An 18,050-nucleotide genomic window follows, 5' to 3' on the forward strand; every position below is an offset into this window, starting at 1 on the left:
AGCGATGACCGCCGGCCGAGCCGCCGGTGCCCGGTGGCCCCGCGACCCGGCGCCGGTCCGCAGCCCGCATCCCTCGCGGTCCGCCTCGCCCGGCCGACCCCGCCGCACCAACGGAGCACCCCGAACCCATGGATCCCCGCACCACCACCTCGGGCCGTCGTGGCCCGCTCGCCCTCCGCCGTCGCCCGCCCTCGGGCCTCCGCCGTCCGGCGTTCTACCTCGGGGTCGCCGCCGCCGGTGCCCTCCTGGTCAACACCCTCGTCGGCGTGGACCCGGGCGCCCAGGCCGAGGCCGGCACCTCGCAGTCGGTGAGCGTCGCCCAGGAGCTCGGGCTCACCTCCCGCTCCGGCCCGGTCGACGTCGCCGAGGACCTCGCCCCGCTGCAGGACCTGGCGGCCAGCCGCAGCAGCCGCGAGGCCGAGCAGGTCGCGGCCCAGCAGGCCCAGGCCGCGGCCGACCAGGCCGAGCTCGACCGGCAGAAGGCCGAGGCGGAGGCCACCGCCCGCGCCGAGGCCGAGGCGAAGGCTGCCGAGGAGAAGGCAGCGGAGGAGGCCGCAGCCGCCGAGCGGGCGGCCGCGGCCCCCGCCGCGGCGACGCCCACGCAGGAGGCCCGGGCCGCCGCCACCACCGCCGCCTCGGTGGCGGCCACGGCGGTCGCCCGCATCTCCAACACCGCGGGCAGCGTGAAGCCGCAGACCCAGGCCGCGGCCGACGCGGTGGTCAGCAACGTGCCCGGCGCCGCGGGGATCACCCTCGGCGGCACCCGGGCCAGCGCCGCCGACCCGGGCGGGCACCCCTCGGGCCTGGCGCTGGACTACATGGTGATGTCCGACGCCGCCCTCGGGGACGCGATCGTCGCCTACCACCGCGCCCACTGGGCCGAGCTGGGCGTGGACTACCTGATCTGGCAGCAGCGGATGCTCTCGTCCCCCGGCGGCTCGTGGCAGGCGATGGAGAACCGGGGCAGCGCGACGGCCAACCACTTCGACCACGTGCACGTGAACTACAACTGATCCCGCCGTCCCGCGGCCGTGCTTAGGTGAGCCGGCGGACCACGGACAGCGGCAGCACCCGCATGGCCAGCCCGATGGGCACCCACGGCCACGCGGGGACGTAGGCCGTGGCCCGCCGGGCCTCGATGGCGGTCACCATGGCGTGGACGCCCGTCGGGGTGTCCACCATGAACCGGGTCCGCTGCTGCACGTGCTGGTTCATCTCCGACCGGATGTAGCCGGGGTAGATCACCGACACGTCCAGGCCGGGGATCCGCTCGGCCCGCAGCCCCTCGGCGAGGGACGCGACCCCGGCCTTGGTGGCGGCGTAGGTGGTCATCGACCGGCGCATGCCGCGCAGCGCCGACATCGAGGAGATCAGCACGAGGTGCCCGCGGCCCTGGCGGCGGAAGATCTCCAGCGCCGCCTCGGTCTGCGCCAGCGCGCCGACGAAGTTCGTCATCGCCGTCTCGCGGTTGGCCTCGGCCCGGCCGGTGCCCAGGGGCGCGCCCTTGCCGAGGCCGGCGTTCACGACCACCCGGTCGATCGAGCCGAACGCCGCGGCGAACGCGGTGAAGACCGTGGGCACGGCCTGGGCGTCGGTGACGTCGAGCGCCGCGGTCTCCACCCGCCGGCCGGTGGCCGAGCGGATCTCCGCTGCGAGGGCGTCCAGCCGATCGGTGCGCCGGGCGCAGAGCGCCAGGTCGTGGCCGCGGGCGGCGAACTGCCGGGCCATCTCCTCGCCCAGGCCGGAACTCGCGCCGGTGATGAGGACGACGCCGGTGTTCATGGGTGCTCCTGTCGATCGGTGCGGCAAGCCGCTGCGGCCGGCCGGCACGCACGGTACGAGAGCCCGCAGGCGGATCCGCGGCCGGCACCGCGGCGGCGCGTGGGGCCGGCCGGGTTCCACCTCGTCGGCTCCGCCGGGGTTCAGACCCCCTCCGGGCGGGCACACCTGCAGGACGTACGAGTACGGGGGAGCGCGGAGGCGCCCTCTCGGCACCGACACGAGGGGACTCGGGAGTGACCACGGCCGGAACCAGCCGACGGTGCCTGGACGGCCGCTACCAGCTGCAGCAGCTCATCGCCGTCGGCGGGATGGGTGAGGTCTGGCGGGCGCGCGACCTGCAGCTCCACCGGTCCGTGGCGGTCAAGGTGCTGCGCAGCGAGTACGCCGACGACCCGGAGTTCGTGGCGCGCTTCCGCTCCGAGGCCCGGCACGCGGCGGCGTTGAGCCACCCCAACATCGCCGCGGTCCTCGACTACGGGGAGACGACCGCCGAGGACACCGGCGAGCGGCTGGCCTACCTGGTGATGGAGCTCGTGGAGGGGCCTCCGCTGTCGGCCCGGCTGGCCGAGGTGGGATCGCTGGACACCGCCGCCGCGCTCTCGCTGCTGCGGCAGGCGGCGGCCGGGCTGGCCGAGGCCCATCGGGCCGGCGTGGTCCACCGTGACGTCAAGCCGGCCAACATCCTGCTCGGCCGGGACGGCACGGTGAAGCTGACCGATTTCGGGATCTCGTGGTCGGCGGGGAGCGCGCCGATCACGGGCACCGGGCAGGTGGTCGGCACCGCCCAGTACATGTCGCCCGAACAGGCCCGGGGCGAGCACGTCAGCCCGGCGAGCGACGTCTACGCCCTCGGTCTGGTCGGCTACGAGTCGCTGGCCGGCCAGGCCGCCTTCGACGGCGACAACCCGGTCACGGTCGCGCTCAAGCAGGTGCAGGAGCACCCCGAGCCCCTTCCCGCCGAGCTGCCGCCCGGCGTGCGCGCCCTGATCGACGCCGCCCTGGTCAAGGACCCGGCGCAGCGGCCGCGGGACGGCGGCGCCTTCCTGTCGGCCATCGAGGAGGCGATCCACCGACCGGCGGGGACCGCACCGGGTCGCCGGCCGCTGGTCACGCGCCCGGTGCGGGCGGCGCGCCCCCCGTCCCGGGGCACCCGGGCGGCGCCCGGGAGGGCCGGCCGCCGTCCGGCCCTGGCCGTCGCGACGCCGCTGGCGGCGTTCCTCCTGCTCGGGGGCGGCGCCCTGTGGATCATCCCGGATCCCGGTGGGGACGCGGGCGCCGGCCGGTCCGCCGGCGCCGTCTCGACCCCCTCGGCAGCCGCGGGCGTCGTGCTGGCGCCGGCGGAGTACCTCGGCCGCCCGGCCGCCGAGGTGGCCGCTGAACTCGGCGCGCTCGGGCTGACGGTGCGGCAGGAGGAGGACGCGACCGCGGAGCAGGCCCCGGGCACGGTGACCCGCCTCGAGCCGGCCGCCGGCATGCTGCTCCCCGGCGACGAGGTGCGTCTCGGTGTCGCTGTCCGGCCGGGTGTGACGGTTCCGGAGGTGGCGCCGTCGACCGGTGGGGGTGCCATCCCGGTGGGACGCCCCCAGCCCGTGGCACCTGCCCCGGAGGTGCCGGTCGCCGAGGAGCCGGTGCCGAGCGGCGCGTCGACCCGCGGCCCGGCGGAGGAGAGCGCGGATCCGGCGACGGGCACGCCCACGACGCCCCCCGCCGGGGATGCCGCCGGCCCGAGCACCCCGCCGCAGGACGGGGAGGTCATCGCCGGGCCGAGCAGCCCGCCCGACGGTGACGGGGGCACGACCGAGCCGATCACCCCGCCGGAGGACGACGGGGACGCCGAGCCCAGCACCCCGCCGGAGGACGACGGGGACGCCGAGCCCAGCACCCCGCCGGAGGACGACGGGGACGCCGAGCCCAGCACCCCGCCGGAGGACGACGGGGACACCGAGCCCAGCACCCCGCCGGAGGACGACGGGGACACCGAGTCCACCACCCCGCCGGAGGACGACGGGGACGCCGGTGAGCAGACCGCCGCCCCGGAGGACGAGGACGACGACGCTCCCGCCACGGCGACGGAGCCGGCCGGCGACGAGGTGGCGCCCGCCGCCCGGATCTGACTGACCGGCACCGGCACCGGCCGGTCGGCCGGCCGTCAGAGCAGCCGGTCGAGGTCGTCCGGCCCGGGACCGGTGCCGCCGGAGTCGGGCAGGGGAGAGGTGTCGGGGACGTCGTCGTCGGGAGGCTCGGGGGCCACCGGCCCCTCGGCGTACAGGGTGTCCGGGTCCCGGGGGTCCATCTCTCGTGGCACGGATCGCGACTACCCGGCGCGGCCGGGGTGAACCCGTCGCGACGGGGCCGGCGGTTCCGGTCCCGTGCTCAGGTCCCGCAGAAGGTGCGGTAGGCGCCGAAGTCCTGCGGGGCGGGCTCCGCGTAGCGCTCCAGCCCCGGCCGCTCGTCGAAGGGGGCGGTCACCACGGACAGGAGCCGCTCCAGCGGCGCCAGGTCGCCGTCGGTCGCCGCGTCCAGGGCCTCCTCGACGAGGTGGTTGCGCGGGATGTACGCCGGGTTTACGCCGTCCATGGCCGCGGCGTCGGGGGCGAGCGCCCGCCAGCGCCCCAGCCAGTCGTCGATGCCGGCCAGGTCGAGGAACAGCAGCCGGACGCGCTCGACGTCCCCCCGCGCCGCCGACCCCAGCCCGCGGAAGAACGCCGTGAGGTCGACGTGGTCCCGGGCGAGCAAGGCCAGCAGCTCCTCGGCCAACGGCCGCACGACGGTGTCCTCGACGTCGTCGGGCAGGCCCAGCTTGGCGCGCATCCCGGCGGTCCAGGCGGTCTGGTACAGCGGGGCGAAGCGGCCCAGCGACTCGACGGCGAGGGCGACGGCCCGGTCCTGGTCGTCGGACAGCAGCGGCAGCAGCGCCTCGGCCAGCCGGGCCAGGTTCCACTGGGCGGCCGCGGGCTGGTTGCCGTAGGCGTAGCGCCCGCTGTGGTCGATGGAGCTGTAGACGGTGGCCGGGTCGTAGGCGTCGAGGAAGGCGCACGGGCCGTAGTCGATGGTCTCGCCCGAGATGGTCGTGTTGTCGGTGTTCATCACGCCGTGCACGAAGCCGACCAGCATCCACTGGGCGACCAGCTCGGCCTGGGCGGCGACCACCGCGTCGAACAGGGCGAGGTGCGGGTGCTCGGCGCCGGCCGCGTCGGGGTGGTGACGGTCGATGGCGTGGTCGGCGAGGCGGCGCAGCAGCTCGACGTCGCCCAGGACGGTGGCGTACTGGAAGCTGCCCACCCGCAGGTGGCTGCTCGCGACGCGGGCGAGCACGGCGCCGGGCAGCAGGGTCTCGCGGCGCACCGGGCGGCCCGTCGCCACCACGGCCAGGGCGCGCGTCGTCGGGATGCCGAGGGCGTGCATCGCCTCGCTGACCACGTACTCGCGCAGCATCGGGCCCACCGCGGCCAGGCCGTCGCCGCCGCGGGCGAACGGCGTGCGGCCGGAGCCCTTCAGGTGCAGGTCGCGCAGCGCTCCGTCGGGGCCGGTGAGCTCACCGAGCAGGAGTGCGCGTCCGTCGCCCAGGCGGGGGGTGAACCCGCCGAACTGGTGCCCGGCGTAGCCCTGCGCCACCGGCGTGGCGCCGTCGGGGACCAGGTTGCCGACCAGCAGGCGCACGCCCTCGGCGCTGCGCAGCGATGCGGCGTCCAGACCCAGCTCCGCGGCGAGCGGCTCGTTGAGCACCAGCAGCCGCGGGTCGGGAGCCTCCTCGGCCCGCCAGGGGACCGCCAGTTCCGGGAAGTCCCGTGCGAAGCGGTCGTCCAGGGCAACGGTGCGTACCGGCGCGGAGGTCACCCCTCCGAGGGTACGAGGATCACCGGCGGGCGGCCGGGGACGATCAGGCGCTGATGGTGTCGCGGCGCTGCAGGCGCACCCGGCGGCGCTCCCGCTCGGAGAGGCCGCCCCAGATGCCGAACCGCTCGTCGTTGGCGAGCGCGAACTCCAGGCACTCGGCCCGCACCGGGCAGCCGGTGCAGACGCGCTTGGCGTCCCGCGTCGACCCGCCCTTCTCGGGGAAGAACGCCTCCGGGTCGGTCTCGGCGCAGAGCGCGTCGAGCCGCCACGCGTCGTCGGCCGCCGGCAGGACCGGCCAGGCCGGGGCGTCGTCGATCGGCGCGAGGTGCTCGGTGGCGGAGCCGGGGACCAGGGTGAGGACGGGGCGGGAGAAGGAAGACACGGGGGAAGCTCCTCGAACGGTGGCCGGTGGCAGGCGCGGTGACGGACCGGTACGGCCTGCTTGCTACCTGTGACGTTACGGAGGAGGTGTCGCGTCGGCACTGGCAGAATCCGTACGAAACCGTCTCGTCCGTTTGGCCAGTTGTGTCCTGTCGCCGTCGCCGACCCGTGTCGCGCAGCGGGATACGCGGGCGCTGCCTAGCCTCCGGGGGTGGCCGGACAGCATGCCCTGATCCCACTCCTGGCGGCCGAGGACGAGCTCGTCACGGACGCGATCACGTGGCAGGAGGCCACCGCGGCCCTGCTGGCGCTGGTCCTCGGCATCGCCCTGGCCGCCGTCGTCCGCCGGGTGCTGGTCCGCGCGATCGACCGCGAGGGCGATCGTCACATCGGCCGCGTGGTCGGCCGGTTCGCGAGCGTCCTGATCGCCGCGGCGGGGGCCGTCTACGCGCTGGGCCTCATCGGCGTGCAGATCGGACCGCTGCTGGGGGCGCTGGGCGTGGGCGGTATCGCGATCGCCTTCGCCGCCCAGGACATCCTGCAGAACTTCATCGCCGGGGTGCTCCTCCAGGTCCGGCACCCCTTCCGCGTGGGCGACCAGATCGGCAGCGGTGACCACGAGGGCGTGGTCGACGACGTCAACCTGCGGACGACGGTCCTGCGCACCTACGACGGTCTGGTCGTGTACCTGCCCAACGCCGAGGTGCTGAAGAACCCGATCATCAACTACACCCAGACGCCGGTGAGCCGCACCTCGCTCACCGTGGGGCTGCCCTACGACGCCGACCTGGAGCGGGCCCGGCAGGTGCTGCTGCGGGCGTGCCGCGACACCGACGAGGTGCAGGCCAGCCCGCCGCCCGAGGTCTGGGTGGAGGAGTTCGCGGACTCCTCGATCAACGTCGCCGTGCGCTACTGGCACCCGGCCGACATCGCGAGCCGCTGGCGGGTGCGCAGCGCCGTCGCCATCTCGCTGAAGGCGGCGCTGGACGCGGCCGGGATCTCCATCCCCTTCCCGCAGCGGGTGCTGTGGTTCCCCGAGGGCACCGGGGCGGAGCAGCCGGCGGGGGAGGGGGGCGGGCGGCCCGGCTGATCAGCTCCGGCGAGACCTGCCCCGGGGACCGCCCTGTCGCCCGCCGAGCGTGCGGCCGGCCGCGCGACCGGCGGTCCGGCGGCCGCCCGTGCTCGGCCGGCGGTCCCGCTCGCCGCCGCCGCGACCCGCGGGGGCGCTGCAGGGCCGGCAGGTGGTGAACCACGGCGCGATCGCGCTGCCGCACTCCACGCACTTCCCGGACCGGCCCAGCGCGATGGCGTCGGGGAGCAGCTCGGTGATCATCTCGGCGCACTCCTCCTCGACCCACGCGGCGTCCTCGCTGTCCAGGCCGGCGACGCCGGGGAACTGGCGGAGCAGGGTCTGGGCGTCCCGGGCAGCCGCGGCGGCCTGCTCGTACTCCTCGACGGTGCCGCCGCGGGGGACGTCCGGCAGCACGGTCTCGGGCGGGACGGGCAGCCCCACGGCGTGCTGCAGCGCCGCCTTGGCGAGCACCAGCCAGCGGGTGCGGCGCGGCGGGTTGTAGTCGATGGCGAGGTTGACCAGCCGCCAGACGGTGGTCAGGTCGCCGGCCGCGCCCAGCGGACCGCGCAGGAGCGGCAGCAGGGCGTGTACCCGCAGGACGAGGCTGGTGACGTCGTCGGCGGTCATCGCCTCGTCGCGGGTCGCCGCCCGCGCCCAGGCCATCCACCGGGTCAGTGCCTCCGGGAGGTCGACCGCCTCGAAGGCGCCGAGGTCCTCGAGCTCGGGCCGCAGCCGGGGCGCGCGCTTGGGCAGGTCGCTCATCTCGTCGCCGCGGGCCACGGCGGCTCCGGCGCCGACCAGCGAGGCGATCGGCTTGAGCCCGCTCACCCCGATGAGGATGCCGACGGCGCCGTGGCCGGTCAGGCCGTAGCGCCCGGCCCGCCCGGCGATCTGGGCGGCCTCCCAGGTGCGCAGCGGCCGCATCTCCTGGCCGTCGAACTTGGTCGTCTCGGCGAACAGCACGGTCGTGGCCGGCACGTTGATGCCGTGGCCGATGACGTCGGTGGTGACGAGCACGTCGAGCTCGCCGCTGGTGAACCGCTCGATGACCTCCCGTCGGGTGGCCGGCGGGAGCGCGCCGTAGAGGACGCCCACCTTGCCGGGCCGGTGCTGGTCGAGCTCCGCGGCGACGGCGTAGACGGCCTTGCGGGAGAACGCGACGACGAGGGTCTGCGGGCGCACGTTCGCCGGTCGCACCGGCGCGCGGAGCACGTCCAGCCGGGAGAGCCGCTTGTGGTTGACGACCTCGACGTGCTCGGCGTCGGAGACCAGCGGCTTGAGCACCAGGTAGGCCTCGGCAGCGGAGATCAGGTGCATCTCGCGGTACTCGCCGGTGAGCAGGAGCCGCGCCCAGTGGTGGCCGCGGTCGGGGTCGGTGACCCAGTGGGCCTCGTCGAGCACCAGCATCTCGCCGCGGTCGGGCGCCTTCTCCACCGTGCAGCAGACGATGGGCGCGAACGGGTCGATCTCCTCCTCGCCCGTCGACAGGCCCACGGTGCCCTCGGGCAGCTGGGCCGAGAGCTTGGCGTAGGCCTCGTGGGCGAGCTGGCGCAGCGGGGCGGCGTAGACGCCGGAGCCGGTGGCGGCCAGCGCCTGCAGGGACTCGTAGGTCTTGCCCGAGTTGGTCGGGCCGAGGTGGAAGACGACGTTCTCGGGGCGGGTCGCGCGGGCCGGCAGCTCGGGCGCGGCTCCCTCGACCCAGCTCTGCTGGGCGCGCTTCTCCTCGCGGGCGGCCGCTCGGTCGGTCTCGCGCGCCGCGGCCTGGCGGCCGGCGGAGCGTTCCCGGCGGCGCACGGTGGCGGGCTGGGCGTGGGTGTCAGGCAAACGTGGTCCTTCGTGTGTGAAAAGTCTGGGTCGTGTGCCTCACGGAGGCGCACCGTCATCCACACCCAACACCCACGGTCACCGATCCATGCCCGGGGGTCGACCAGTGGCGTGGCGAGGAGGCGGCACCGGCGGTCGCCGCCGCGACGGAGGGCCCGGACGGGGAACGGCCCGCCTGCGGTGCAGGCGGGCCGTTCGAGGACCGGAGCGATGGGCTCAGCGCGGGGCTGCGCCGACCGACTCCCGGTCCTGCGGAGGCGCCGACTTCTCCAGCGCTGAGCCCTCGACGTCGAGCACCGGCAGCCAGCGCAGCCACCGCGGCAGCCACCAGGCCCGCTCGCCCAGCAGCGCCAGCGCCGCGGGGACGAGCACCATGCGGACGACGAAGGCGTCGAACAGGATGCCCGCGGCCAGGGCGAAGGCGATCGACTTGATGGTCGCCTCGCCCGCCGGCACGAACCCGGCGAAGACCGAGAACATGATCAGTGCGGCGGCGACGACGACCGGCGCGGCCTGGCGGAACCCGGTGCGGATCGCCTGCAGGGGTGCCACGCCGTGGGCGTGCGCCTCGTGCATCCGGGACACCAGGAAGATCTGGTAGTCCATCGCCAGCCCGAACAGGATGCCGATCACCAGGATCGGCGTGAGGCTGATCAGCGGCCCGGTGGTGTCGAGGTTGACCGCGGCGGCGAGCCAGCCCCACTGGAACACCGCCACGGTGGCGCCGAGCGAGGCGCCGATGGTCAGCACGAAGCCGAGCACGCCGACCAGCGGCACCAGCAGCGAGCGGAACACCAGCACGAGGAGCACCAGTGCCAGGCCCACCACGAGGGCGAGGTAGACCGGCAGGGCCTCGTCGAGGCTCTGGGCGACGTCCACGCTGACCGCCGTCTGCCCGGTGACCGACGCCTGCACGCCGTCGAGGTCGGCGAACTCGGCGCGCAGGTCGGCCACGAGCTGCTCGGTCGCCGGGTCGGTGGGGCCGGACTCGGGGATGACGGTCAGCAGGGCGGCGCTGCCGTCGGCGTTCGGCACCGGCGGCGTCACCAGCGCGACGTCGTCGAGCGTGGAGATCGTGCCGCTGACCTGCGCGGCGGACTCCGCGGCCCCGGCGCCCTCGAACAGCACGGTGATCGGCCCGTTGAAGCCCTCGCCGAAACCGTCGGCGAGCAGCTGCTGGGCGCGCGCCTGGGTGCTGTCGGCCGGGGGTGTCTGCACCAGCGTGGTCTGCATCGAGAAGAACGGCACGGCGATCGCGCCCAGCAGGACGACCGCGAGGAGCAGCGAGGGGATGCGGTGGCGGGTCACGGTGTCCGCCCACCCGGCGAGCAGCCCCCGCCGGTGCGAGGTCGCGACGCCCCCCGCGCCCTCCTGCGCGGCCGACCGCTGCGCGCGCGGCAGGGCGCGGTACCCCAGGTAGCTCAGCGCGGCCGGTACCAGGGTCAGCGCGATCAGGACGGCGACGACGATGGTCAGCGCCGCCGCCACGCCCATCTGCGTGAGGAACGGGATGCCGACGACGGCCAGGCCGGTCAGCGCGATGACGACGGTGAGCCCCGCGGTCACCACCGCGGAGCCGGCGGTGCCGACGGCGGTCGCGATCGCGGTGCCCACGTCGGCGCCGGCCCGCAGCTCCTGCCGGTGGCGGCTGACGATGAAGAGCGCGTAGTCGATGCCGACGGCCAGCCCCAGCATGGCGGCGAGGGTCGGGGTGGTCGAGGAGAGGTCGGTGAAGCCGGTGGCGATGGTGATGCCCAGGACCCCGATGCCGACGCCCACGAGGGCGGTCAGCAGGTTGAGGCCGGCGAGGACGAGCGAGCCGTAGGTGACGGCGAGGACGACCAGCGCGACGACGACGCCGATGGCCTCGGCGGGGCCGCCGACGTGCGGCGCCTCCTGGGTGGCCTCCCCGGAGACCTCGACGGTGAAGCCGCCCTCCCGCGCGCCGTCGACCGCCTCGAGCAGCGCCTCCTGCTGCCCGGGGGTGACCTCGCCCGGCGCCGCGTCGTAGGTGACGGTGCTGTAGGCGGTGTTCTGCTGCTGGTTGACCGCCGGCGCCGCCGGGTCCAGCGGGTTCGTGGCGTCGACCACGCCGGGCAGCTCGGCGAGCTCGGCGACGAGCTCCCCGACGACCGGCGCGTTCTCGGGCGTCGTGAGGGTCTCGCCCTCCGGCGCCTGCACGACCACGCGGGCGGTCGCGCCCTCACCGCCGGCGCCGAACTCCTCGCCGATCCGCTCGAGGGCGTTGGTCGACTCCTGCCCGGGGATGGAGAAGGAGCTCGTCGTCTCGCCGGCGAGGGTCGCGGCGCCCGCGCCGCCGGCGACGAGGACCACCAGCCAGACCAGGATCACCGGGAGACGGCGGCGGTGCGCGAACGCGCCGAGCCGGGACAACAAGACAGCCATGGGGATCAGGCCTCCACCTGGTCGGTAGCGGGAGGAGCGGCGCCGGCCCCGTGGTGGCCGAGCGCGTCGAAGCAGGTGGCGACGACGAGGGGCCGCCACGCGGTGGTGCCGTCGTGCTGCCGGGCCGTCAGGGTGAGCACGGCCAGCGCGGTGAGCGCGCCGACGACCCGGATGGCCCGTTCGGACCCGAGCGCGCCGGGGGTGACGCCGAAGGCCTCCAGAGCCGCCGCGACGGCGGTCTCGACCTCGGGCCCGGCGTCCTCGGTGCCCCCCTGGGTCAGCGGGGCGAGGAGCAGCGCGACCAACCCGGGGTGGGCCAGCGCGATGTCGACGAGCACGTCCAGCGCCAGCCGGTCGCGTGCCGGGCCCGGCGGCAGGTCGACCACCTGGTCGAGCACCCGCTGGCCGAGCGCGCCGGCCTGGGCCAGCACGGCCGCGTGGAGCGCTTCCTTGCTGGGGAAGTGGTGCAGCAGCCCGGCCTTGGACAACCCGACGGCGTCCGCGACGTCCTGGACCGACGTCTTGGCGAAGCCGCGCCGCGCGAAGAGGGCGGCGGCGTGGTCGAGGATGCCCTCGTCCACCTGCTGCCGGAACGGTCGCGCCACGGAATGCAGGTTACGCGCGACCGACCGGATCGGTAGGTGTACCGACCACTTCGGTCGGTGGTGTCCGTCACGCCGGCCGGGCGACGACCGGTACCGGGGTCAGCGCCCCGGGTGCTCGGCGAGGACGGCGGTGACCATCCGGTGGTCGTCCAGCTGGGGGAGCCCGGAGACGGCGACGACACCCACCGGGCCGACGTCCCGCACCAGCAGGGGGAAGGCGCCGCCGTGCGCGGCGTAGTGCTGTGGGTCGAGCCCGAACTCCGCCTCGAAGGTGGTGCCGCGCTCGATGCTGGACTGCCGGACGTAGAGCGAGCTGTGCCCGAACCGGTGCACCACCCGGGACTTCCGCTCGATCCAGTGGGCGTTGTCGGGCGTCGCCCCGGGCAGTGCGACCGAGAAGAGCCGGTGGCCGTTGCGGGTGATCTCGACGGCGACGGGGGCGGCATCGCGCCTCGCGGCGGCCACCAGTGCGCAGCCGAGCACCCACGCGTCCTCGTTGGTGAAGGAGGTGAGCTGCAGGCGCTCCTCCTCCGCGGCGAGCTCGGCGAGCGTGGGGAAGGACTCGGACATGCCCTCTTCCTACGGGGGATCCGCCGCGGTCGCGAGTGCGCAGGCGGGTCGTGGGTAGCCGCCGACGAGGGAGGGGTGCACCGATGTCGGTCGTCGCGCGGTTCGACGCGTTCCAGGCCCGGCATCGCGTGGTGGGCTTCCCGCTCGCGGTGGCCTACAAGTTCGCCGACGACCGCGGCCCGCACCTCGCCGCGCTGATCACCTACTACGGCGTCGTCTCGCTGTTCCCGCTGCTGCTGATGCTCACCTCCGTGCTGGGCTTCCTCCTGCAGGACGACCCCGCGCTCCAGCAGCGGATCCTCGAGTCCGCGCTGTCGGACTTCCCGCTGCTGGGCCCCGCGCTGGTGGAGAACATCGGCACCTTCCGGGGGAGCGGCGTGGCGCTGGTCATCGGCATCCTCGGCAGCCTGTACGGCGGGCTCGGCGTCATGCAGGCGGCCCAGGCGGCCCTCAACCGCATCTACGCCGTGCCGCGCTTCGCCCAGCCGAACCCCCTGCTGTCCCGGCTGCGCAGCCTGCTGCTCGTCGTGGCGCTCGGCCTGGCCGCGGTGGCGTCGACCGCGCTGACCGCCTTCGTGTCGACCTTCTCCGGCGCGCTGCCGGTGCCCGGGCCGGTGGTGGCGGCCGCGGGCACGCTGGCGGGCCTGGCGATCAACGTCGGGATCTTCCTGGTGGTCTACCAGGTGCTCACCGCCCGCCGGCTGGACTGGCGGAACGTCGCCGTCGGTGCCGTCGTCGCCGCGGTCCTCTGGGAGCTGCTGCACGTGCTCGGCACCTACTACTTCGGCACGTACGTGACGCGCTCCACCGACGTCTACGGCGTCTTCGGCGTGATCCTCGGCCTGGTCGTCTGGATCTACCTGCAGGCGCTCGTCGTCGTGCTGGCCGCGGAGATCAACGTCGTCCGGCACCGGCGGCTCTACCCCCGCTCCCTGCTGACCCCGTTCACCGACGACGTGGAGCTCACCGCGGCCGACGTCCGGGCCTACACCGGTTACGCGCGCAGCGAGCGGTACAAGGGCTTCCAGCGCGTGGAGGCCTCGTTCCGGAAGGGCGCCCGGCCCCGGCCGGCCGACGCGGAGGGCTTTCCCGGCGACGTCGCGCAGGACCACGCGGGGGCCTCCGTCGAGCGCGCACCGGAGCGCGGTCAGCGGTAGACGACGTCTACGCTCCGGAAGGCGCCCAACGCGTGGTCGGCGACGAAGTGCTCGTGGTCCCGGCGCACCCGGGCGGCCGCCTCCTCGGCGAACCGCAGGATGTCGTCGACGAACAGGTCCCGGTTGCCGATCGCGTCCAGGATGGCGGGCTCCACGTCGTAGTCGACGTTGCCGGTCTCGTCGGACATCGCGTGGGTGTGCGCCAGCACCCGGCCGCAGATCTCCGCGTACTGCTTCCACTCGCCGGTCGAGAGCGAGCCGAGGCTGATGTCGTCGCGGAACGGTGCCCGCTCGCGCACCATGAAGCTCCGGCCGTCGATGTCGACGCTGCCGTAGAAGACGTCCCCGCTGACCAGGTGCACCCGCTGGGCGTGCCGGATGCGGTCGCCCTCGCCGTCCACCTCGTATCCCGACGGCGGCACCAGCCCGGACAGGGCCGAGCGGCGGGCGCGCTTGAATTCCAGGAGGAGGTCGTCGGTCCCGTCGTCGCGCACCCCGGCGACGAGCACGTAGTACCGGGTCAGGCCCAGCGAGGCGGTGCCGGCGCCGCGTCGCTCGGCGACGTCCTTGACCCGCACCGCGCCGGCCCGCTCGGGCACCGCCACCTCGTTCTCGGCCACGTAGCGGTCGACGAGCTCCTGGAACTCCTGCCGGCGGCTGCTGACCGGCACCAGTTCCTCGTCGGTCCGGAAGCCGCTCCGGGTCTCGTCCAGCAGACCGGCCAGCCAGTCGGCGCGGCTGGTCTCCAGCGTGCCGGCGATCAGCCGCCGGATCAGGGGCGGCGCGTTGTCGAGCCGGAGCTGCTCGGTCTGCTCCCGGCCGTCGGCGGCGTAGGAGGCGATTCCGGCCGCGTAGCCGCGCACGAACCGTTCCGCGATGGCCCGCTGCTTCTTCCGGCCGGAGCCGGACTTCTCGGCCGCGCCCAGCAGGAAGCCGACGGCGCCCCGCTTGAGGTCCCAGGTGAACGGCGCGTAGTAGGCGTCGTCGAAGTCGTTGACGCCGAAGATCGGCACGTTGTCCGAGCTGGGCATCACGCCGAAGTTGCCCGGGTGGACGTCACCGAGCGCGAGCACCGTGGGCAGCCGGGCGTCCTCGCCGACCAGGTCCCGGTAGAAGAGCAGGTTCGTGCCGCGGAAGAAGTGGAAGACCGAGCCGGCGAGCTTGTCGAACTTCTCCCGCGCCTCCAGGTCCCCGTTCGCGATGCGGGTCTCGTGGTCCTCGCGCACGGTCTCCCGCACGTGCACCCGGCGGTCGTTGCCGGTCAGCATGCGGGGGATCAGCACCATCTCGCCGGCCGCCCGCGCCTCGGCGAGCCGGCGGAACGCGTCGACCCGGGAGCTGATCTGCTGCCGGCCCGCGCCGGGCTGCTCGGTCTCGTGCAGCGGCTCCGGCTGCTCCCGCTGCCGCAGCTCGGCGACCAACTGCTCCTTGGCCATCCGGCTGCGGCCGGGGATCCCGTGCTCCCGGGCCAGGCGCAGGAGTTCGTGGCGAGAGGCGGTGCTGAGCTGAGTGGGGGAGTCCATGGTCCTCGGCTACCCGTCGGCGCCCCGACCAGGCACGACGGTTGTGTGACAGCCGCCGCCACGTCCCCGTCCCGGGACGGGGACGCCGGACCGCCTGGCGCGCCGGGCTCCGCGGGTGTCCCATGGGTTCCTGCGCAGCGATGACGCCCGAGGAGCTCCCATGCCGCGTCCGCGTACCACCCTCCTGGCCCTGACCGCGCTCGCCGGCGGCGCCCTCGTGGCGGGCGGCCCCGCGAGCGCCGCCCCGCACGACGCTCCGGGCGGGGCGCACCCGGAGAAGCGCGCGCTGGCCGTGGGCACCGGGGGCGCGGTCGCCACGGTCGACCCCGACGCGACCCGGGTGGGGCTGGACGTCCTGGCCGCCGGTGGCAACGCTGCGGATGCGGCGGTGGCCACGGCCGCCGCGCTGGGCGTCACGGAGCCGTACTCGGCGGGCATCGGTGGGGGCGGCTTCTTCGTCTACTACGACGCCGCAACCGGAGAGGTCACCACGATCGACGGCCGGGAGACCGCACCGCTGGCCATGGGCGCGGACGCCTTCCTCGACGAGGCGGGCGACCCGATCCCGTTCGCCGAGGCAGTCTCGAGCGGTCTGTCGGTGGGCACGCCGGGCACCCCGGCCACCTGGGTGACGGCGCTGGAGGAGTTCGGCACCTGGTCGCTGGCCGACGCGCTCGGCGGTGCGACCCGGCTGGCCGACGAGGGCTTCGTCGTCGACGAGACGTTCCGGCAGCAGACGGCGGACAACGAGGAGAGGTTCCGCATGTTCGCGCCGACCGCCGAGCTCTTCCTCCCCGGCGGCGCCCTGCCCGAGGTGGGATCGGTGTTCCGCAACCCCGACCTGGCCGACACCTACCGGCTGCTGGCCGGCAAGGGGGTGGACCCGCTCTACACGGGGGAGCTGGCCGAGGAGATCGTGGCGACGGTGCAGGACCCGCCCGAGGCGGAGGGGGCGGCGGAGGTCCGGCCGGGTCTGCTGGAGGCCGTGGACCTAGCGCTGTACGAGGCGCCGCTCCGGGAGCCGACCCGGGTCGGCTACCGGGGACTCGAGGTCTACGGCATGGCCCCGCCGTCCAGCGGCGGCTCGACCGTCGGTGAGGCGCTGAACATCCTGGAGCCCTTCCCGCTCGCCTCGCTGCCCGAGGTGCCGGTGCTGCACGCCTACCTGGAGGCGAGCGCGCTGGCGTTCGCCGACCGGAACGCCTACGTCGGCGACCCGGCGTACAACCAGGTGCCGCTGGCCGAGCTCCTCTCGGACCGGTTCGCCACGGAGCGAGCCTGCGCCATCGCGCCGGATGCGGTGCTGGCGAAGCCGACCCCCGCGGGCGACCCGGACGGCGAGTACGCCCCCTGCCCGGCCGGCGAGGGGCCGACGGTGGAGGAGGGTGCGGAGGGTCCGTCCACGACCCACCTCACGGTCGGCGACGCCGCCGGCAACATCGCCAGCTACACGCTGACCATCGAGCAGACCGGGGGCAGCGGGATCACGGTGCCCGGCCGCGGGTTCCTGCTGAACAACGAGCTGACCGACTTCACGTTCGCCGCCGCCGACCCCACCCGGCCCGAGCCGAACCTGCCCGCCCCGGGGAAGCGCCCGCGCAGCAGCATGGCGCCGACGATCGTCCTGCACGACGGCGAGCCGGTCCTGGCCCTCGGCTCGCCGGGCGGCAGCACGATCATCACGACCGTCCTGCAGACGCTGGTGAACCGCATCGACCGCAACATGGACCTGGCGGAGGCGATCGCCGCCCCGCGCGCCAGCCAGCGCAACACGGCCGCGGTCAGCGCGGAGCCGGCGTTCGTCGACGCGTACGGCGAGCCGCTCACCGCCCTCGGGCACGAGTTCACCGTCGTGGAGGAGCTCGGCGCGGCCACGGGCATCGAGTACCTGCCGGGCGGCCTGCTGCTGGCCGCCGCGGAGGTGGAGCGCCGCGGCGGCGGGAGCGCCGGGGTGGTGCACCCTGTCGTCGGCGGCCCGGAGGCGCCGGGCGCGGCGGAGCTCGCCCCGCCGCTCGGGGGCTGACGGTCAGCGACCGACGGCGTCCTCGGCCTCGATCGCGGCGTTCCACTGGCGCTTCCCCGACTGCCAGGCGTCCTCGGTGTCTCCGCGCCGCCAGTAGCCGGAGATCGACGTCCACTCCGGGTCGAGCCCGCGCTCGGCCCGCAGGTGGCGCCGCAGGTCGCGGACGGCGTACGCCTCGCCGTGCACGAACACGTGCCCGTTCCCCGGCGGGAGCTGGGTGGCCTCGACCGCCTGGACCAGGGCCACACCGGGCAGCGCGTCGCCCCGGTGCAGCCAGCGCAGGTCGACGGTGGGGGAGAGAGCCAGGTCGGTCTGTTCCTCCTCGGGTCCGGCCACCTCCACGAACACCAGCGCCCGTGCGCCGGCCGGCAGCCGGTCGAGGGACGCGGCGATGGCGGGGAGCGCGGCCTCGTCGCCGGCGAGGAGGTGCCAGTCGGCGTCCGGCCGGGGCGCGTAGGCGCCGCCCGGTCCCATGAACTGGATCCGGTCGCCGGGCCGGGCCGCGGCGGCCCAGGGGCCGGCCAGCCCCTCGTCGCCGTGGTGGACGAAGTCGATGGTCAGCTCGCCGGCGGCGGCGTCCCACGCGCGCACCGTGTAGGTGCGGGTGACCGGCCACTGGTCGGCGGGCAGCTCGGCACGCACCTGCTCGACGTCGTAGGGGACCGCGTAGGAGGCGTCCGCGGGCGGGAAGAGCAGCTTGACATAGCGGTCGGTGAACTCGCCGTCGGGAAAGCCGGCCAGGCCCTCGCCGCCGAGCACGACGCGGACCATGTGCGGGGTGAGCCACGAGGTCCGGACCACCTCGCCGATCCGGGGGATCCGTCTGCGGGGCGGTCGTTCGTCGCCGTTCCGTGGCTCGCTCATCACGAC

15 protein-coding genes are annotated in these 18,050 nt (G+C 75.1%); 5 read left to right on the plus strand and 10 right to left on the minus strand.

All coding sequences use genetic code 11. The features are described from left to right. Positions 1-128 precede the first annotated feature (128 nt). Positions 129-1,013: a hypothetical protein gene (locus ACI79K_RS16035; protein ID WP_456588294.1), complete on the plus strand. Its 885-nt coding sequence runs from the start codon at positions 129-131 to the stop codon at positions 1,011-1,013. Positions 1,014-1,035: 22 nt separating this feature from the next. Here ACI79K_RS16035 and ACI79K_RS16040 read toward each other — a convergent pair whose 3' ends face one another. Then, positions 1,036-1,782, minus strand: a complete 747-nt coding sequence (locus ACI79K_RS16040) for an SDR family oxidoreductase (protein WP_456600182.1) — start codon at positions 1,780-1,782, stop codon at positions 1,036-1,038. Between the two features lie 233 nt (positions 1,783-2,015). Between ACI79K_RS16040 and ACI79K_RS16045 the strand changes: the two genes are divergently transcribed. Then, positions 2,016-3,896, plus strand: a complete 1,881-nt coding sequence (locus ACI79K_RS16045; RefSeq protein ID WP_456600183.1) for a protein kinase domain-containing protein — start codon at positions 2,016-2,018, stop codon at positions 3,894-3,896. Positions 3,897-3,931: 35 nt separating this feature from the next. Here the strand turns inward: ACI79K_RS16045 and ACI79K_RS16050 are convergent, their stop codons facing one another. From ACI79K_RS16050 to ACI79K_RS16060, 3 genes are all read right to left on the minus strand, one after another. Continuing rightward, a complete protein-coding gene (locus ACI79K_RS16050) occupies positions 3,932-4,087 on the minus strand; it encodes a hypothetical protein (protein WP_456588291.1) in 156 nt (51 codons plus the stop codon). Between the two features lie 68 nt (positions 4,088-4,155). Further along, positions 4,156-5,619 carry a protein adenylyltransferase SelO gene (locus tag ACI79K_RS16055; protein ID WP_456588290.1) on the minus strand — a complete coding sequence of 488 codons (1,464 nt, stop codon included), beginning with the start codon at positions 5,617-5,619 and terminating at the stop codon, positions 4,156-4,158. 43 nt (positions 5,620-5,662) lie between these two features. Continuing rightward, entirely contained in the window at positions 5,663-6,001 is a 339-nt protein-coding gene (locus ACI79K_RS16060; RefSeq protein ID WP_456588289.1) for a WhiB family transcriptional regulator, read from the minus strand. Between the two features lie 210 nt (positions 6,002-6,211). Here ACI79K_RS16060 and ACI79K_RS16065 point away from each other — a divergent pair, with 210 nt between their 5' ends. Beyond that, a complete protein-coding gene (locus ACI79K_RS16065; protein WP_456600184.1) occupies positions 6,212-7,090 on the plus strand; it encodes a mechanosensitive ion channel family protein in 879 nt (292 codons plus the stop codon). Here the strand turns inward: ACI79K_RS16065 and ACI79K_RS16070 are convergent, their stop codons facing one another. The 4 genes from ACI79K_RS16070 to ACI79K_RS16085 form a co-directional block, all read right to left on the minus strand. Beyond that, entirely contained in the window at positions 7,091-8,896 is a 1,806-nt protein-coding gene (locus tag ACI79K_RS16070; RefSeq protein ID WP_456595493.1) for a helicase-related protein, read from the minus strand. Between the two features lie 216 nt (positions 8,897-9,112). Continuing rightward, positions 9,113-11,302, minus strand: coding sequence for an MMPL family transporter (locus tag ACI79K_RS16075; RefSeq protein ID WP_456588286.1), 2,190 nt, complete (start codon positions 11,300-11,302; stop codon positions 9,113-9,115). A gap of 5 nt (positions 11,303-11,307) precedes the next feature. After that, the gene (locus tag ACI79K_RS16080; RefSeq protein WP_456588285.1) at positions 11,308-11,907 is read right to left on the minus strand and encodes a TetR/AcrR family transcriptional regulator; all 600 of its coding nucleotides are present in this window, start codon (positions 11,905-11,907) and stop codon (positions 11,308-11,310) included. Positions 11,908-12,006: 99 nt separating this feature from the next. Continuing rightward, the gene (locus ACI79K_RS16085; RefSeq protein WP_456600185.1) at positions 12,007-12,477 is read right to left on the minus strand and encodes a heme-degrading domain-containing protein; all 471 of its coding nucleotides are present in this window, start codon (positions 12,475-12,477) and stop codon (positions 12,007-12,009) included. A gap of 83 nt (positions 12,478-12,560) precedes the next feature. Between ACI79K_RS16085 and ACI79K_RS16090 the strand changes: the two genes are divergently transcribed. Beyond that, a complete protein-coding gene (locus ACI79K_RS16090) occupies positions 12,561-13,634 on the plus strand; it encodes a YihY/virulence factor BrkB family protein (RefSeq protein ID WP_456588283.1) in 1,074 nt (357 codons plus the stop codon). Here the strand turns inward: ACI79K_RS16090 and ACI79K_RS16095 are convergent. Continuing rightward, positions 13,625-15,157 carry a DUF2252 family protein gene (locus ACI79K_RS16095; RefSeq protein ID WP_456600186.1) on the minus strand — a complete coding sequence of 511 codons (1,533 nt, stop codon included), beginning with the start codon at positions 15,155-15,157 and terminating at the stop codon, positions 13,625-13,627. The genes ACI79K_RS16090 and ACI79K_RS16095 overlap by 10 nt on opposite strands. Positions 15,158-15,317: 160 nt before the next feature. Here ACI79K_RS16095 and ggt point away from each other — a divergent pair, with 160 nt between their 5' ends. Beyond that, the gene (ggt, locus tag ACI79K_RS16100; RefSeq protein ID WP_456600187.1) at positions 15,318-17,180 is read left to right on the plus strand and encodes a gamma-glutamyltransferase; all 1,863 of its coding nucleotides are present in this window, start codon (positions 15,318-15,320) and stop codon (positions 17,178-17,180) included. Between the two features lie 3 nt (positions 17,181-17,183). On the opposite strand, the gene ACI79K_RS16105 is transcribed toward ggt, so the two are convergent. Then, complete coding sequence (locus ACI79K_RS16105; RefSeq protein WP_456600188.1) at positions 17,184-18,044, minus strand: siderophore-interacting protein; 861 nt, start codon at positions 18,042-18,044, stop codon at positions 17,184-17,186. Positions 18,045-18,050: the final 6 nt, after the last annotated feature.

Source organism: Blastococcus sp. SYSU DS0616 (assembly GCF_054051015.1).

Bases quoted from the DNA above. Each gene is read 5' to 3' on its own strand.
- ACI79K_RS16105 (WP_456600188.1), bottom strand. From the start codon at position 18,044: ATGAGCGAGCCACGGAACGGCGACGAACGACCGCCCCGCAGACGGATC.
- ACI79K_RS16035 (WP_456588294.1), top strand. From the start codon at position 129: ATGGATCCCCGCACCACCACCTCGGGCCGTCGTGGCCCGCTCGCCCTC.
- ACI79K_RS16095 (WP_456600186.1), bottom strand. From the start codon at position 15,157: ATGGACTCCCCCACTCAGCTCAGCACCGCCTCTCGCCACGAACTCCTG.
- ACI79K_RS16040 (WP_456600182.1), bottom strand. From the start codon at position 1,782: ATGAACACCGGCGTCGTCCTCATCACCGGCGCGAGTTCCGGCCTGGGC.
- ggt (WP_456600187.1), top strand. From the start codon at position 15,318: ATGCCGCGTCCGCGTACCACCCTCCTGGCCCTGACCGCGCTCGCCGGC.
- ACI79K_RS16090 (WP_456588283.1), top strand. From the start codon at position 12,561: ATGTCGGTCGTCGCGCGGTTCGACGCGTTCCAGGCCCGGCATCGCGTG.
- ACI79K_RS16075 (WP_456588286.1), bottom strand. From the start codon at position 11,302: ATGGCTGTCTTGTTGTCCCGGCTCGGCGCGTTCGCGCACCGCCGCCGT.
- ACI79K_RS16085 (WP_456600185.1), bottom strand. From the start codon at position 12,477: ATGTCCGAGTCCTTCCCCACGCTCGCCGAGCTCGCCGCGGAGGAGGAG.